The sequence below is a fragment of the Natronoarchaeum rubrum genome, from assembly GCF_024494695.1.
On record NZ_JANHDP010000007.1, the window covers coordinates 21,182 to 35,579 of the forward strand.

General features: G+C 68.6%; 15 protein-coding genes. 5 read left to right on the plus strand and 10 right to left on the minus strand.

Going from position 1 to position 14,398, the window contains the following annotated elements; all coding sequences use genetic code 11:
* Positions 1-21: 21 nt before the first annotated feature.
* On the minus strand, positions 22-567 hold the full coding sequence (locus tag NO931_RS16850) for a CDP-2,3-bis-(O-geranylgeranyl)-sn-glycerol synthase (RefSeq protein ID WP_256393528.1): 546 nt from the start codon (positions 565-567) through the stop codon (positions 22-24).
* Between the two features lie 142 nt (positions 568-709).
* On the opposite strand from NO931_RS16850, the gene NO931_RS16855 reads away from it, so the two are divergent.
* Together NO931_RS16855 and NO931_RS16860 are read left to right on the plus strand one after the other, a co-directional pair.
* Positions 710-1,546: a proline dehydrogenase family protein gene (locus NO931_RS16855; protein WP_256393529.1), complete on the plus strand. Its 837-nt coding sequence runs from the start codon at positions 710-712 to the stop codon at positions 1,544-1,546.
* A gap of 112 nt (positions 1,547-1,658) precedes the next feature.
* On the plus strand, positions 1,659-2,384 hold the full coding sequence (locus NO931_RS16860) for a DUF502 domain-containing protein (protein ID WP_256393530.1): 726 nt from the start codon (positions 1,659-1,661) through the stop codon (positions 2,382-2,384).
* Between the two features lie 57 nt (positions 2,385-2,441).
* Here NO931_RS16860 and NO931_RS16865 read toward each other — a convergent pair whose 3' ends face one another.
* From NO931_RS16865 to NO931_RS16890, 6 genes are all read right to left on the minus strand, one after another.
* Positions 2,442-3,371, minus strand: a complete 930-nt coding sequence (locus NO931_RS16865; RefSeq protein ID WP_256393531.1) for a branched-chain amino acid transaminase — start codon at positions 3,369-3,371, stop codon at positions 2,442-2,444.
* Between the two features lie 245 nt (positions 3,372-3,616).
* Positions 3,617-4,219 (minus strand): GTP-dependent dephospho-CoA kinase family protein, encoded by a 603-nt coding sequence (locus NO931_RS16870; RefSeq protein WP_256393532.1) that lies wholly within the window; start codon positions 4,217-4,219, stop codon positions 3,617-3,619.
* Between the two features lie 6 nt (positions 4,220-4,225).
* Positions 4,226-4,423, minus strand: a complete 198-nt coding sequence (gene spt4, locus NO931_RS16875; RefSeq protein ID WP_256393533.1) for a transcription elongation factor subunit Spt4 — start codon at positions 4,421-4,423, stop codon at positions 4,226-4,228.
* Positions 4,424-4,996 (minus strand): DNA-directed RNA polymerase, encoded by a 573-nt coding sequence (locus NO931_RS16880; RefSeq protein ID WP_256393534.1) that lies wholly within the window; start codon positions 4,994-4,996, stop codon positions 4,424-4,426. It abuts the gene before it with no gap.
* Positions 4,997-4,998: 2 nt separating this feature from the next.
* A complete protein-coding gene (locus NO931_RS16885) occupies positions 4,999-5,385 on the minus strand; it encodes a type II toxin-antitoxin system VapC family toxin (RefSeq protein WP_256393535.1) in 387 nt (128 codons plus the stop codon).
* A gap of 1 nt (position 5,386) precedes the next feature.
* Positions 5,387-6,619, minus strand: a complete 1,233-nt coding sequence (locus tag NO931_RS16890) for a translation initiation factor IF-2 subunit gamma (RefSeq protein WP_256393536.1) — start codon at positions 6,617-6,619, stop codon at positions 5,387-5,389.
* A 293-nt stretch (positions 6,620-6,912) separates the two neighbouring features.
* Here NO931_RS16890 and NO931_RS16895 point away from each other — a divergent pair, with 293 nt between their 5' ends.
* Together NO931_RS16895 and NO931_RS16900 are read left to right on the plus strand one after the other, a co-directional pair.
* Complete coding sequence (locus tag NO931_RS16895) at positions 6,913-8,667, plus strand: L-lactate permease (RefSeq protein ID WP_256393537.1); 1,755 nt, start codon at positions 6,913-6,915, stop codon at positions 8,665-8,667.
* Between the two features lie 59 nt (positions 8,668-8,726).
* Positions 8,727-9,710, plus strand: a complete 984-nt coding sequence (locus tag NO931_RS16900; protein ID WP_256393538.1) for a DUF5787 family protein — start codon at positions 8,727-8,729, stop codon at positions 9,708-9,710.
* 1 nt (position 9,711) lies between these two features.
* Here NO931_RS16900 and NO931_RS16905 read toward each other — a convergent pair whose 3' ends face one another.
* The 3 genes from NO931_RS16905 to NO931_RS16915 form a co-directional block, all read right to left on the minus strand.
* Positions 9,712-10,536 (minus strand): MBL fold metallo-hydrolase, encoded by an 825-nt coding sequence (locus NO931_RS16905; RefSeq protein WP_256393539.1) that lies wholly within the window; start codon positions 10,534-10,536, stop codon positions 9,712-9,714.
* Between the two features lie 90 nt (positions 10,537-10,626).
* The gene (locus NO931_RS16910; RefSeq protein ID WP_256393540.1) at positions 10,627-11,967 is read right to left on the minus strand and encodes an ATP-binding protein; all 1,341 of its coding nucleotides are present in this window, start codon (positions 11,965-11,967) and stop codon (positions 10,627-10,629) included.
* Between the two features lie 98 nt (positions 11,968-12,065).
* The gene (locus NO931_RS16915; RefSeq protein ID WP_256393541.1) at positions 12,066-12,884 is read right to left on the minus strand and encodes a DUF8173 domain-containing protein; all 819 of its coding nucleotides are present in this window, start codon (positions 12,882-12,884) and stop codon (positions 12,066-12,068) included.
* A gap of 122 nt (positions 12,885-13,006) precedes the next feature.
* Here NO931_RS16915 and NO931_RS16920 point away from each other — a divergent pair, with 122 nt between their 5' ends.
* Positions 13,007-14,149, plus strand: a complete 1,143-nt coding sequence (locus NO931_RS16920) for a thiolase family protein (protein ID WP_256393542.1) — start codon at positions 13,007-13,009, stop codon at positions 14,147-14,149.
* Positions 14,150-14,398: the final 249 nt, after the last annotated feature.

Consider the following 14,398-nt stretch of genomic DNA (forward strand, 5'->3'; position numbering starts at 1 on the left):
TCGAGCGCGCGGCGACGCCGGTCACCAGGGCTCGTCCTTGAGCCCGAGCGCGTACGCGATGCCGTTGGTCAACAGGTGCAGCGCCGGCGTCAGCACGACGACGACGGCGAGCACCTGCAGCGTGAACACGTCCGTGAACCAGTCGAACGCGACGATCGCAGTCAGTCCCAGCGAGACGACGACGAAGTCGAGCTGGTCGACGCCGGGGAACGCCGCGCCGCGCTCGCGGCCCGTCCGACGCTTGAGGAACGATGCCAGGATGTCGCCCAGCATCGCGCCGAAGGCCAGCGAAACCATCGCGGCCGCCGGGAACGTCGGGACGGCAACGCTCAGCGCGTCTTCGGCGCCGGGCGCCAGCGCGTTCAAAACCGCCGCGAGCGCGACGCCGACCAGCGTGCCGACGGCGGTGCCCCGCCAGGTCTTGCCGTCGCCGAGCACCCGACGGCCGCCCCAGGTCCGACCGCCGTCGATCGGTCGGCCGCCGCCCGCGAGCACCGCCGCGTTGTTCGGGACGTACGCCGGCAGCATCGCCCAGACGGCGACGACTACCGTTTCGATGACGCTCATGCCCGGGACCAGTCGGCCCCGCGATATAAACGCTCCCGATTCCGACTGGGGCGCGGCGTCCGGACGGCGCGAGGCCGACGCCGCGGCCGCGCCGATCGGCGGGCAAGCAAACGTTACAAGCCGTCGCCCCGAAACCACGGGCATGATCCCACCGATCGCCGACAACTTCGTCGCCGGCGAGACCGCGCCGGAGGCGATCGAGCGCGCGCTGGAACTGGACGGCCGCGGCGTCGGGACGATCCTGAATCTGCTGGGCGAGCACTACGAGCGACCGGGACCCGCCGCCGAGGACCGCGACGCGTACGTCCGCGTGATCGAGGACCTCGACGACGCCGGCGTCGAGGCGTGCGTCTCGATCAAGCCCTCGCAGCTGGGACTGGACGTCGACGAGTCGACGTTTCGATCGAATCTCGACGCCGTCGCCGAGACGGCCGCCGAGCGCGACGCGTTCGTCTGGATCGACATGGAGGACCACGAGACGACCGACGCGACGCTCGACGCCTTCGAGGATCTGGCCCGCGAACACGAGTGGTGCGTCGGCGTCTGCCTGCAGGCCAACCTCAAGCGCACGCGGAAGGACCTCGCGCGCCTGATCGACGTTCCCGGGAAGTTCCGACTGGTGAAAGGCGCCTACGACGAACCCGAGGACATCGCCTACACGCGGAAGTCGCGGGTGGACGAGGAGTACCGCGAGCTGCTGCGCTACGCCTTCGCGAACCGAAATCGCGGCGTCGGCGTCGGGAGCCACGACCCCGCGATGATCGAGCACGCCAGTGCGCTGGCTGCCGAGCACGGCACCGACTTCGAGATTCAGATGCTGATGGGCGTCCGCGAATCGGCCCAGTTCGACCTGGCGGCCGACCACACCGTCTATCAGTACGTCCCCTACGGCGACCGGTGGCTGTCGTACTTCTACCGTCGGGCCGCCGAGCGCCGTGAGAACGCGCTCTTTGCGATGCGAGCCGCGCTCGGCGTGTGACACGGGCGTCGCTCGTTCGCCGGAGCGTCCGTGTCGCGCTCTGCGCTCCGACGTGTCGTCACGCGCCCAACAATAACAGCGCTGATTAGGCAGGGTTACGAAGGGGGCGCCAATGGCAACGTGGAAGCGGGACTTCGCGAGCGGCCTCGTCGTTCTCGTCCCCATCATCGTCACGCTCTGGGTGCTGGTGTGGCTCTTTAACTTCATCGCGGGGGCGCCGCTGGTCGGCGCCATCAACCAAGAGTTGCTGGCTGATCTCGGATTCGGGGGGATGGGAGCGAGCGCCGTCAACGCCATCCGCGTGTTCGTGACGATCGTCGTGTTCCTGACCGTCGTGTTCGCGGTGGGCTACCTGATGCGCACGGCGCTCGGCAACGTCGTCGAGGACAAGATCGACGACCTGATCAATCGCTTGCCCGGGCTGCGGGTCGTGTACAACGCCTCGAAGATGGCGGCCGAAACCGCGCTCGGGGGCACCGAGGCGCTCCAGACGCCCGTCAAGGTCGAAGTGTGGGACGGCGTCCGCATGACGGCGTTCAAGACCGGCAAGCGCACCGACGACGGCCGCGAGCTGCTGTTCATGCCGACGGCGCCGAACATCACCACGGGGTTCGTGATCGAAGTCGAGCCCGAGGACGTCCAAGAGATCGACGAGCGCGTCGAGGACGCGCTGACCCGACTCCTGAGCGCCGGCTTCGGCGACGCGAAAAACACCGGGAGCAGCGGCCTCCACGGCGTCCCGATCGACGTCCACGAAGCCGACGAGGCGAAGCTCGACGCGGGCGACGGCGGGCGACGCTCGAGCGATTCGAGCGGGCGCATCGACGCCGACGAGTAAGCGTCGCTCGCGGGGCGATCGTTCGGAAAACGGGTACTACAGCGCCGCGACGACGATTTATACGTAGGTGAACCAGTCGGCGTACTCGTCGCCGGGGTCCTCGACGAGATCGAAGAAGCGCTGCTGGATCTCCTCGGTGACCGGGCCGCGCGTGCCCGCGCCGACCTCGACGTTGTCGACCTGCCGAATTGGCGTCACTTCTGCCGCGGTGCCGGTGAAGAACAGCTCGTCGGCGGTGTGGAGCTGGCCGCGCGAGATCGTCGCCTCGTCGTGGACGGTGTAACCCAGATCGCGGGCGACCTCGATGACGCTCTGGCGCGTGATGCCGTCGAGGATCGACTGGGAGAGCGCCGGGGTGTAGAGCTCGCCGTCGTTGACCATGAAGATGTTCTCGCCGGGGCCCTCCGCGACGTACCCCTCCTTGTCGAGCACGATGGCCTCGGTGTAGCCGTTGCGCCGGGCCTCCTCGCCGGCGAGCATGCTGTTGACGTACAGGCCCGTCGTCTTGGCGTTGGTCGGGATCTGGCTCGAGGAGTGCTTGCGCCACGAGGAGACCATCACTTCGACGCCGTTCTCCAGAGCATCCTCGCCGAGGTACGCGCCCCACGGCCAGCAGGCGATCGCGACCCGCGTCGGGCAGTCTTTCGGACTGACGCCGAGGCTGTTGTAGCCGTAGAACGCGATCGGGCGGATGTAACACGACTCCAGATCCTGCCGGCGGATGAGCTCCATCGTCGCCTCGGTGAGCTCCTCGCGGTCGTGCTCGATGTCCATCTCGTAGGGCTTGGCCGACTCGTAGAATCGATCGAGGTGGGCGTCCCACCGAAAGACCGCCGGGCCATCCGCGGTGTCGTAACAGCGGACCCCCTCGAAGATGCCGGTACCGTAGTGGAGACCGTGCGTGAGGACGTGCACCTGGGCGTCGTCCCAGTCCTGGAACTCGCCGTCCATCCAGATGGTGTCGACGTCCATCTCGTCAAATCCCATAGGCGCCCAATTGCACCCCGTCGTTAAGAGTGTTCACGATTCCCGAGCGGTACCCCCGACCGAGCTACCGTCGGTGACGAACGCGGCTCCGCTCTCACCTCGTGTCGAGGTCCTGACGAGCGAAGCGAGTCAGGGCTCGAAGCGCCCTGCGCTTCGGCGTCCTGATGAGCAAAGCGAGTCAGGGCTCGATGAGTTTTGCTCATCGGCGTCATCGCGAGCGCTAGCGAGCGAGGTCTGGGAGCGTTTTACGCTTCCGCGTCCAGCAGCGCCCACAGTCGCTCGTGGTTGCCGTCCATGCGCTCCAAAAGGTCGCGGAACTCCGCCCGGGTCTCGGCGGTCACGTCGACCGCGACCATCCCCTGGTCGGGCTGGCCGTAGACGACCGTCGCGCCCTCGGGCGCGGCCAGCACCGCGGGGAGCGTCGCGAGATCCTCCTCGCCGTCGACGACGATCGTGGTCGGATCGTCCCGCGCGACGGCGTCGCGCAGCGCCGTCAGCAGGTCGTCGGTCAGCACGCCCGCCGGATTGGTGGCGTCGATCCGGTCCGCGCCGGCGTCGACGGCGTCGCGCACCTCGTCGTCGACGGCGTGGCGCTTCGTCCGGCCGTCGATCAGTGCGACGTCCGGTCGGCGGTCGGCTCGCTCGAAGTGGTAGGTGACGATGTCGCCGACGGCGATCAGCGGCTCGCCGGCCTCGCTCAGTAGTTCCTCAGCATCGGTGTAGACGGGTCCCAGCGGCTCTTTGAACGCCGCTCGGAGCTCGTCGGGAAGCCGGACGACGATCGACGCGTCGCTGTCGGAACGGGCCGTGTCGGCGTCGTCGCGGCGCGCTCCGTCCTCGGGGGCCACGCTGCGTTACCGGACTTTCAGCGCGTACGCGCCGGCTTCGGTCACTTCCATCTCGTCGGCGACCCGACTCTCCTCGGGATGGGCGACAATGACGTAGCCCGCCCAGTCCTCGGTGAGGCTGCTCGACCCGCAGGCGACGCAGGTCTGGTCGTCCGGATCGTTCACCCGGTGGCACTCGCGACAGACGAGGCGATCCTCGGCCATTTAGCTCTCACCGGCTTGCGCCTGGCGCTCCCGGCGGTCCTCCTCGAGCCAGCCGTGCTTGCCGAGCCCGGGCTGTTTGGCCGTCAGGCCGATCTTCGAATCCCGCGGGTTGCGCTCGTCGATGCTCTTGGTGACGATGCGGGCGCGGACGGCGTCGTCGGTGCCCAGCGCGCGGTCGGACTCGTTCGAGGCCAGCCGCTGGTTCTCCGAGTCGAACGCCAGATACTCGTTGGAGATCTGGGAGACGTGGAGCAGGCCGTCGACGGGGCCGATCCCGACGAACGCGCCGAACTCCACGGTCTCGACGACCGTCCCGTCGACGACCTCCTGCATCTGGGGGTCGAACGTGACGGCGTCGAACTCGGCCTCGTAGTAGACGCCCGGCCGGTTGGGCAGGACGGCGCCCTGTCCGATGTCGTGGACGTTGACGACGCTGACGACGGACCCGACGTCCTCGTCCATGCGCCCTTCGAGTTTGTCCTGGAGTAGCTTCTTGACGAGCTCCGGCGTGACGTTCGCGAGCTCGCGCGGCGGTACCTCGACCGTGTCCTTCAGTCTGACCCGTTTGTACATTGCTATGGTTGAGTAACTGCGAGTTTGTTCTTGCCCCTTAAACCAATTACTGCGACGCCCGCGTCGAGCGCCCGCTCCTGCAGGGGCTGGTCGTTCGTAACGACGTAGTCGGCGACGCCCTCGCGGGCGAGTTCGACGACCGCGTCGTCGGCGTACGACGCCTCCGTGTCGACGAGCAGGCAGCGATCCGTCGCCAGATCGTGGCCCACGCTCGCCGCGATGCCCTCCTCGCCGCCCTTCTCGGACAGCTTGCGGAGCTCCTCGGCGACCGCCTGCGGGGCGGTCGGCTCGTGTCCGTCGAGGAGCCGATCGAGCTCGTCGAACAGCCGGACGTCGAGTTCGACAGGCATCATCAAGGCGTTCGTGTCGACGACGACGGTCGAGACCATCCTATCCCTGTAGCGTGCCGATGCCGATCAGCCGCCAGCGCGCGCCGACCCGGCGGTTGATCGCGATCTTCGCGCCCTCGGCGGCGCAGACGGGGCGCTTGAGCGCGACCTCGCACTCGTCGTCGCGGGCGCTCGTGACCGATCCGACCGTCGTCGCGGTGCCGATCGTCAGCATCAGCGGCTCGCCCGTCGAGATCTCGTCGACCTCGCCGCTGTCCTGCCCGACGATCCGGTCGAGCAGGTCGACCTCCATCTCGAAGGAGTTCCACGTCGGCGGGAGCGTCCCGGGCGGCCCCGCGAGCTGGCCCGCGAGCGCGTCTCCCTTGGTGAGACTGGGGTCGAGTCCGGTGCCGACGCCGAGCAGCCCGCCCGGCGTGACCGTGTCGACGTTCTCGCCGCCGGCCTGCAGCGAGCGGATCTCGGTCGTGATCGGGCGGTACTCCGACTGGCCGCCCTCTTCGACCTCGCGGCCGGGGCGGACCTCGATCTCCTCGCCGTCGTTCAGTTCGCCCTGCGCGAGACTGCCGCCCAGGACGCCGCCGGTGAGGCCCTCCCAGGTCGTTCCCGGGCGGTTGATGTCGAAGCTCCGCGCGACGTGCATCCGAGCGTCGGCGTCGGGATCGCGATCCGGCGTCGGGATCTCCTCCTCGATCGCCTGGATCAGCACGTCCATGTTGACCTCCTGCTGGGCGCTGATCGGAACGATCGGGGCGTCCTCGGCGACGGTGCCCGAGACGAACTCCTGGATCTCCTCGTAGCTCTCGCGGGCCCGGTCGGCGTCGACGAGGTCGACCTTGTTCTGGACCACGACGATGTTGTCGATGCCGATGATATCCAGCGCCATCAGGTGCTCTTCGGTCTGAGCCTGGGGAACGGGCTCGCTGGCGCTGATCACCAGCACCGCGCCGTCCATGATCGCCGCGCCCGAGAGCATCGTCGCCATCAGCGTCTCGTGGCCCGGCGCGTCGACGAACGACACGGTTCGGAGCGGTTCGCTGGGGGAGCCGTCGGCGCACTCTTCGTCGACGGTGTAACGCTCGGGTTCCTCCAGGTCCGGACAGTCGCGGAACGTCGCGTCCGCGTAGCCGAGACGGATAGAGATACCCCGCTTCATCTCTTCGGAGTGCTGGTCGGTCCACTCGCCGGACAGGGCCTGCACGAGCGTGGTCTTGCCGTGATCGACGTGGCCGACCAGTCCGATGTTCACCTCCGGTTGTCGGTGATCGTCTGACATATGGGGAGTAATCTTGGTAGTTTTTCGCCCCGAACGACTGATAAACCTACTGTTCTCGACGCGCCGCGGTGTGACGACGCTCGCCCCGGCGCGGCCAAACGCCGCCGCGGAACAGTCGCGGCGCGGTCCGTCGACCGCCGCCGATTATTAGATTTCGAGAATACGGTGTGACTTGATGGCGGCTGCCGATAAATTCCCGCGTATGTGCCGAATGGAAACGCCGGTCGGTCGAAGCGGCGCGCTCGTCGGAACTGGCGGCACCGCCATCCGGGAGGCTGTCGGAGGGGATCACCGTGGTTGACCCGCTGCTGGCATTCGCCGCGCTCGCCCCCCTCGCGGTCGTCGCTGCCCTGCTCGTGGGGGCGCTGTGGCCGGCGACGAGGGCGATGCCGATCGCGTGGGCGACGGCGGCGATCGTCGGGGTCGTGGCCTGGAACATGCCGATCGAGTGGGTGTTGGCGGCGAGCATCTCGGGCGTGCTGACCGCCGTCGAGATCCTCTGGATCGTGTTCGGCGCGCTCGCGCTGCTGTACACGCTGATGCGCGCCGGCGCGGTCGATCGGATCAATGCCGGGTTCGTCGCGATCAGCGAGGACCGACGGGTCCAGGTCGTTCTGGTCGGGTTCTTTCTGGCGACGTTCCTCGAGGGCGTCGCCGGGTTCGGGACGCCCGCTGCCGTGGTGGCGCCGCTGCTGCTCGCGCTCGGATTTCCGCCGCTGGCCGCGGTCGTCGCCGCGCTCGTCGGCCACGCGATCGCGACGACGTTCGGCGCCGTCGGCGTCCCGGTCCGGCCGGGCGTCGAGGAGCCCCTCGGGGCCCTGGAGTCGCTATCGAGCGCCGAGGCGGTCGACGTCACGCTCCAGGCCGCCGGTTCGGCGGCGCTGTACCAGGTCGCCGTCGGCGTCTTCATGCCGCTGGTGGCCGTCGGGATGGTCGTACACTTCTTCGGCGATCCCGAAGAGCGGTCGCTGCCGGCGATCCTTGAGGTCGTCCCGCTGTGTCTGTTCGCCGGGATCGCGTTCGTCGTCCCCTTCGCCCTGACCGCGCTGTTCGTCGGGCCGGAGCTACCGTCGATCGTCGGCGCGATGGTAGGCGCCGCCGTCGTCGTCGCCGTGTTGCGCGCCGGCTACTTGCACCCCGACGAGGAGTGGTCGTTCCGGGCGCAAGAGCAGTGGCCGGAGCACTGGATCGGGGAGATCGACCCCGGCAGCGCCGGCAGCTTGAGCGGTCCGGACGCCGGCGATGCCGTCGATAGCTCCCCCGACGCCGCCGACACCACTGACGCCGCCGGCACCTCCGGCGACGCCCCGACGGCGTCGATGTCGCTCGCCCGCGCCTGGACGCCGTACGTCATCCTCGTCGTGCTGTTGATCGCGACGCGAGACTTCACGCCGATCGGCGTCGCGCTCACCGAACTCTCGGCGCTGGCGCCCGCCTGGGACGCCATCCTCGGCACCGATATCGGCGGCGAGGTGCGGTGGGCGTACGTTCCGGGCACCTGGCTGGCCCTGAGCGCGCTGGCGGCGATTCCGCTGTTCGGGATGGACCGCGGGCAGGTCGAGAGCGCGTGGCGCGAGGCGGGCCAGAAACTCGTCTCGCCCGCGGTCGCGCTCGTGTTCGTCATCGCGATGGTCGGGATCATGACCGAGTCCGGGACGGCGCCGAACGCCCCCGGCGGCGACAGCATGATGATCGTGCTCGCCGACGCGACGGCGTCGGTCGTCGGCGACGTATACCCGGCCGTCGCGACGGTCGTCGGCGTCCTCGGGACGTTCATCACCGGCTCGATCACCGTCTCGAATCTCACCTTCAGCCAGCTCCAGTACGACGTCGCCGTCCAGCTCGGCCTGCCGACTCACCACATCCTGGCGGCCCAGATGGTCGGCGCCGCCATCGGCAACGTGCTGGCGATCCACAACGTCATCGCCGCGCTGGCGACGGTCGGGCTCGTCGGACAGGAGGGACGGGTCGTCCGTCTCAACCTGTTTCCGGTGTTGTACTACGTCGTCGCGATGGGCGCGATCGTCTCGGTCGTGACGCTGCTGTAAACCTGCCAGAAGAACTCGCCCGTCGGTCGACTTTTGTCCATCCGCACCTACGGACGACCGTGCGCGAGTTCGCGTTCGAGCTGTCGCTGTGCGCTCACCTCGAAGCGACGACCGAGGACGTCGTGAGCCGCCAGCTCGGCGCTGGCGTCGACCGGCCGGGCAAGCGAATCGTCGACGTCGTCTGCGTCGAGCAGGGGCCGGCGTTCGACGAGCGGGCGGCGATCACCGCCGCCGCGATTCCCGACGCGGCGATCGAGTGCGACGCCGGGGCGGGCCGGTTCCAGCCCCGCGGACGAGTCATCGAGGGGCCCCCGGAGCGCAAGCGCCACGTCGTCGAACGGGCCGTCGAGGCGGGCTTCTTCGAGCGCGAGCGCCGCGGCGGCCGCGAGTACGTCCGGCAGGTCGCGCGCTACCCCGACGACTGGTTCGACCGGATCGTCGGCATCGAGAACAAGCCCGATCTCGGGACGCCGGGCGACCTCGAAACCCAGCTTCGGAAGGACGTCAGCCTCGCGCTGGCCGACGAGGCGATCCTGGCGACCGAGAGCCACGTCACCGGCGCCCACCTGAACCGGATCCCCGAGGAGATCGGCGTCTGGCGCGTCGACGCCGAGGCCGACCCCGAGGACCGGATCGACGTGCTCCGCGAGCCGACGCCGCTGGACACCGAGGGACCGGGGATCGAACTTCACGACGAACTCCCCGGCCGAACGGAAATCTATCCGGCGACTGCGGCCGAGAAGGCGCGAGCGCGGCGGCGGGTCGCCGAACGCGCCTACGGGAAAGGGTGGCGCACCTACGAACTGCCCGGCTGCGGCGCCGCCGACGCCGCCGAGCGCGAGGGCGTCGCCGGGCTACCGTACTGCGCGTGGAAGGGGCGGCTCGTGGATCCCGCAAGCGAGTGCGGGCCGGAGTGCGGCGGCTACGAGTCGGCCGAGCCGCCCGACGCCGACCTCGCCGCGGCGCGCGCGGCGTCGTCGCCGTGGGACGCCGATCCCGAGGTGAAACAGCGCCGGCAATCGGGACTGGATCGGTTCGGGTAGTTCAGAGTTCGTAGCGCTCGCCGTCGACCGCCAGCGGCTCCTCAAACGCTTCCTCGACCGGATAGAAGTGCGCGAGGTGGACCAGTCGCGTCTCGTCGGCGTCGAGCTCGTCGGCCAGATCCAGCGCGCCCTCGCGGGTCATGTGCTTGGTGCCGAAGGTTCGCGGGACGCCGTCGTCGTCGTGGTCGGCGCCGCCGATCGGGTGGTGCTCGCAGAGGCTGGCCGGGACGATGGCGTCGGCGAGAAAGAGGTCCGGATCGGCCAGCGCGTCGCGTGAGCGTTCGGGGATGTCGTAGCTCGTGTCGCCCGACAGTGAGAGCGTCGCACCCGTCTCGGGGTCCTCGATCACGACGCCGTAGCAGACCAGCGGCGGATGGTCGACCGGCACGAGCGTCACGTCGAGCCCGCACGTTCTGATCGTCTCGAACGGCGTCGCGGGGCGGGGATCGACGGCGTCGAGATAGCTGTACTTGCGCTCGATCGTCTCGACGACGCTCTCGCCGGTCTGGGGATCGGTCTCGTCGGCGGCGTACACCGGGACGCCGTCGAGCAGGCGATAGGCGTTGCCGAGCCCGTCGAGGTGGTCGAAGTGCACGTGCGAGACCAGGACGGCGTCGGGGAGATCGACGCCCTCGCGGAGGAACTGGTACCGGAAGTCCGGCGAGGCGTCGATCAGTAGCGACTCGCCGGTGCGCTCGTTCCGGACGTGGACCGAGAATCGCGTCCGCTCGACGCCGAGATCGCGGCTGCGCTCGCAGGTTTCGCAGTCGCAGCCGACCGTCGGCGTCCCCGTCGTGTCGCCCGTCCCGAGTAGTGTGATCTCCATAGCGTGGTCGTGGTGTTCGGCGTCAGCGCTCGCGTTCGGTTCGCGTCAGCCGCGACGCGTCGGCGGTGAAGCGGCGAGGGGCGCTCGGCGTCAGTGCTCGTGGGCGTGGTCGTGGCCGCCCTCGCCGCCGTCGGCGCCGATGTCGCCGCCGGCGACCAGCGCGTCGTGGTCGCCGTCCATCATGTCCATGTTCTTGAGGTTGTCCCGCTCCTCGAAGTCCTCGACGGCGTCGACCAGGTCGGCCTGAGTCAGCGTCGTCCGCTCCTCGGTCAGCGCGTCGAGGACGGCCTCGCGGAGCACCATCCGGAGGTCGCTGCCGGTCAGCCCCTCGGTGATCTCGGCGATCGCCTCGGGATCGAACTCGTCGATGTCCATCGCGCGCGTGATCACGCGCAGGATGTCCGCGCGCATCCCGGAGTCGGGCTTCGGGAAGTTGACGATCTCGTCGAAGCGGCGCCACGCCGCGGCGTCTAACTGGTCGGGGTGGTTGGTCGCGCCGATCAGCAACACGTCGTCCTGGATGAGGCTGACGTCGTCGATCGATTTCAACAGCGTGTTGACCGCGCGCTTGATCGCGGCGTGCTCGTCCGAGGCCCGGGTCTTGGCGACGAAGTCGAACTCGTCCATGAAGAGGATACACGGCGAGAGTCGCTTTGCCACCTCGAACACCTTCTCGACGTTCTTGGCCGTCTCGCCGAGGTACTGGCTGGTGATCATCGATAGCTTGACCTCGACGAAGGGAAGATCGAGCGAGTGGGCCAGTCCGCGGGCGACCGACGTTTTACCAGTGCCCGGCGGCCCGACAAACAGTAGCTTGCCGATCTCGCGCAGACCGATCTGGGCGAGGTAGTCGCGGTGCTCGATCGCCTTGACGATCTTGTGGATCTCGTTTTCCTGGTCGGTCGTCAACACCAGATCGTCGAGCGTCATCTCGATCTCCTCGGGCGCGCGGATGTCGACCAGATCGAGCATCTCCTCTTCGTCCTCGTCGTCGAAGTACTCCTCGAGCAGGCTGTCGATCCACACCCGGTCGGCCTGGATCGGCCGGTTGGCCTCGCGGGCGCGTTCGTAGTCGACGTCGCGCTCCTCGCCGAAGCGGTAGGCGAGCGTCGGGTTCGTCCGGAGGCGCTCGTCGTCGACGCGTTCGAGGAACCACTCCTCGGCCATCTCGGGCTGATTGATCGAGATCGAGCCGGAGAACTCGTCGCGCTCGGTGAACATCAGGTCGGCGACGGCCTCCCAGGGCTGGTCGATTCCGGTCCCCGCTCTGGCGGTGCTGTTCGTGGCTGACAGCGGCCGCTCGATCTCGCCGTCGCTCCAGAACACCCGCCGGAACCGCGGGGGGAGGTCGTTGGCGTCGAGGTCCCGCTCGTCCGTGAAGATCCGCGTCGTCAACAGAAACTCGACGACGTCCATCGCCGCGTTGCTCATTCCCCGATAGGTTAGTTCGGACGACTCTTAAGGCCGTCGAAGGGGCGGTGACGGTCGGCGGGACGCCGCGAGACTTCGAGAGCTCCGCGACGGGCTCGTTACCAGAACTCGCCCGAGTCGTCGCGCCGGGACGACTCGTCGCTCTCGTCGTCGCGACGACCGAACTCGTCATCGTTGCCGCGTGGCTCGCCGCTCCCGTCGCGGCCGCCATCGCGGTCGGCCCCCCAGCCGTCGTCGCTAGTCGTCTCCCAACTGCCGCCGTCCTGCGAGTCGTTCCACCGCTCCTGTACCGCCCCGCCGTTGTCGCTCGTCCCCTCGCCGCCGTGGGGCCCCTCGCGCCAGTGCTGGACGAGCGCGCCGAGTCCGAGGGAAACGACGGCGAGACTGGCAAGGACGCTGACGACCGGAATCTGGCCGGCGATCGTCAGCACGACGAACCCGATCGCGTAGCCGATCCAGAGCGTTTTCGAGTCGAGGTCGCCACGACCGTCGCTCGCGGTTGCCCGGTACAGCGCGACGCCGAGGGCGATCTGGACGACGATCGAGGCGGGGATCAACAGGAGGATCAGCCCGATCAACAGCGGGATGCCGACCAGCGCGCCGATCATGGTGAGCACCAGGATGAACGACACGACGAACGTCCCGACGAGCGCGGCGAACCCGACGACGCCGGTCGCGGCGGTGTCGTGGTGGACGTATCCGACGGTCGATCGCGTGAACTGCGGCGCGAGGTGGATCAGCAGCGCGGCGACGATCGCGCCGACGACTAGCTGTCCGAGGACGAACCCCGGCGAGAACTCCACGCCGGTTGGGGACGGATCGGTCGGGATGTCGCCGGGGCCTTGTGCGACCGCGACGGCCGGCAGCAGCGAACTCAGGCTCACTGCCAGTAGCGCACGGCGAATCGAGTGGCTCATACGGCCGTTTCATGATCGTAAATTGGTAACATTTCCGGTCGACAGCGACCGCTCGTAAACTCTCGGGGTGACCGCGCCGAGTTCTACCCATCTTTACGTTCACGAAAGACGATTTGGGTAGTATGAGCGACGACACGACACCCGTCATCGCAGCGGCTTACCGAACGCCACAGGGCAAAGAAGACGGCGCGTTCGCCGACGTACGCAGCGAAGACCTCTCGGTCCCGCTGATCGACGAGATCCTGGCCGAGACCGGGCTGGCCGGCGACGACATCGACGATCTGATGTGGGGCTGCGCCCAGCAGCGCGGCGAGCAGGGGAACAACCTCGCCCGCGTCATCGCGCTCCTCTCGGAGCTGGGCGAGTCGGTCCCGGCAACGACTATCAATCGCTGGTGTGCCTCCTCGATGCAGGCCGTGATCTCGGCGTCCGACGCCGTCCGCGCCGGGCAGCGCGACGCCGTCATCGCGGGCGGCGTCGAGTCGATGAGCCGCGTGAAGATGGGCGAGAACACCCACAACGTCCACCCGCGTCTGAACGACCTGTACAACGTCGGCGAACTCCAGATGGGGATGACAGCCGAGAAGGTCGCCGACGAGTACGAGGTTTCCCGCGAGGCTCAGGACGAGTACGCGCTCCGGAGCCACCAGCGCGCGGCCGCCGCGACCGAGGAGGGTCGCTTCGACGACCAGATCGTCCCGATCGAGACCGAGGACGGCGTCGTCGACGAGGACGAGGGGATTCGCCCGGACACCTCCGTCGAGAAGCTCTCCCAGCTCCCGACCGTGTTCAAGTCCGAGGGCACGGTGACGCCCGGCAACGCCTCGCAGGTCAGCGACGGCGCCGCCGCGACGCTCGTCACGAGCAAGGCGTTCGCCGAGGACCACGATCTGGAGGTGCTCGCCGAGATCGGGTCGAACAACGTCGCCGGCGTCGACCCCACCGTGATGGGCATCGGTCCGGTCCCCGCGACCGAGGGGCTGTTGGAGCGCACCGGCCGCGACATCGACGACTACGATCTGGTCGAACTCAACGAGGCGTTCGCCAGCCAGACCGTCTACGCCCAGCGCGAACTCGGCGTCGACGACGAGCGCTACAACGTCAACGGCGGCGCCATCGCGCTGGGCCACCCGCTGGGCGCCAGCGGCGCGCGCCTGCCGGTGACGCTGGTCCACGAGATGATCGAACGCGACGCCGACCGCGGGCTGGCGACGCTCTGCGTCGGCTTCGGGCAGGGTGCGGCGATCGAGTTCCGGCGTCCCTGAAGCGACTCGGCAGTCACTTTTTGGCCCAGCTTTTGCGAGGCCGTGAGCGAGCGAAGCGAGCGAGCGGCCGAGACAAACGGTGGTCGCGACAGGGTACGGCGATCGAGTTCCGGCGTCCCTGAGACCGGCTAACTGCGCTTTCTCACGACCGGACTCGCAGCGGCGTCGTGACGCCGAAGCGTCGACCGACACCGACGCCGCGGCGTCGACGCCGACGCTCGCTTTCACGGACAGCGGCAGACATTTTAT

Excerpts from the sequence above, each read along its gene's own strand:
- NO931_RS16850 (WP_256393528.1), bottom strand. The coding sequence starts at position 567 with ATGAGCGTCATCGAAACGGTAGTCGTCGCCGTCTGGGCGATGCTGCCG.
- NO931_RS16855 (WP_256393529.1), top strand. The coding sequence starts at position 710 with ATGATCCCACCGATCGCCGACAACTTCGTCGCCGGCGAGACCGCGCCG.
- NO931_RS16860 (WP_256393530.1), top strand. The coding sequence starts at position 1,659 with ATGGCAACGTGGAAGCGGGACTTCGCGAGCGGCCTCGTCGTTCTCGTC.
- NO931_RS16865 (WP_256393531.1), bottom strand. The coding sequence starts at position 3,371 with ATGGGATTTGACGAGATGGACGTCGACACCATCTGGATGGACGGCGAG.
- spt4 (WP_256393533.1), bottom strand. The coding sequence starts at position 4,423 with ATGGCCGAGGATCGCCTCGTCTGTCGCGAGTGCCACCGGGTGAACGAT.
- NO931_RS16880 (WP_256393534.1), bottom strand. The coding sequence starts at position 4,996 with ATGTACAAACGGGTCAGACTGAAGGACACGGTCGAGGTACCGCCGCGC.
- NO931_RS16885 (WP_256393535.1), bottom strand. The coding sequence starts at position 5,385 with ATGGTCTCGACCGTCGTCGTCGACACGAACGCCTTGATGATGCCTGTC.
- NO931_RS16890 (WP_256393536.1), bottom strand. The coding sequence starts at position 6,619 with ATGTCAGACGATCACCGACAACCGGAGGTGAACATCGGACTGGTCGGC.
- NO931_RS16905 (WP_256393539.1), bottom strand. The coding sequence starts at position 10,536 with ATGGAGATCACACTACTCGGGACGGGCGACACGACGGGGACGCCGACG.
- NO931_RS16910 (WP_256393540.1), bottom strand. The coding sequence starts at position 11,967 with ATGAGCAACGCGGCGATGGACGTCGTCGAGTTTCTGTTGACGACGCGG.
- NO931_RS16915 (WP_256393541.1), bottom strand. The coding sequence starts at position 12,884 with ATGAGCCACTCGATTCGCCGTGCGCTACTGGCAGTGAGCCTGAGTTCG.
- NO931_RS16920 (WP_256393542.1), top strand. The coding sequence starts at position 13,007 with ATGAGCGACGACACGACACCCGTCATCGCAGCGGCTTACCGAACGCCA.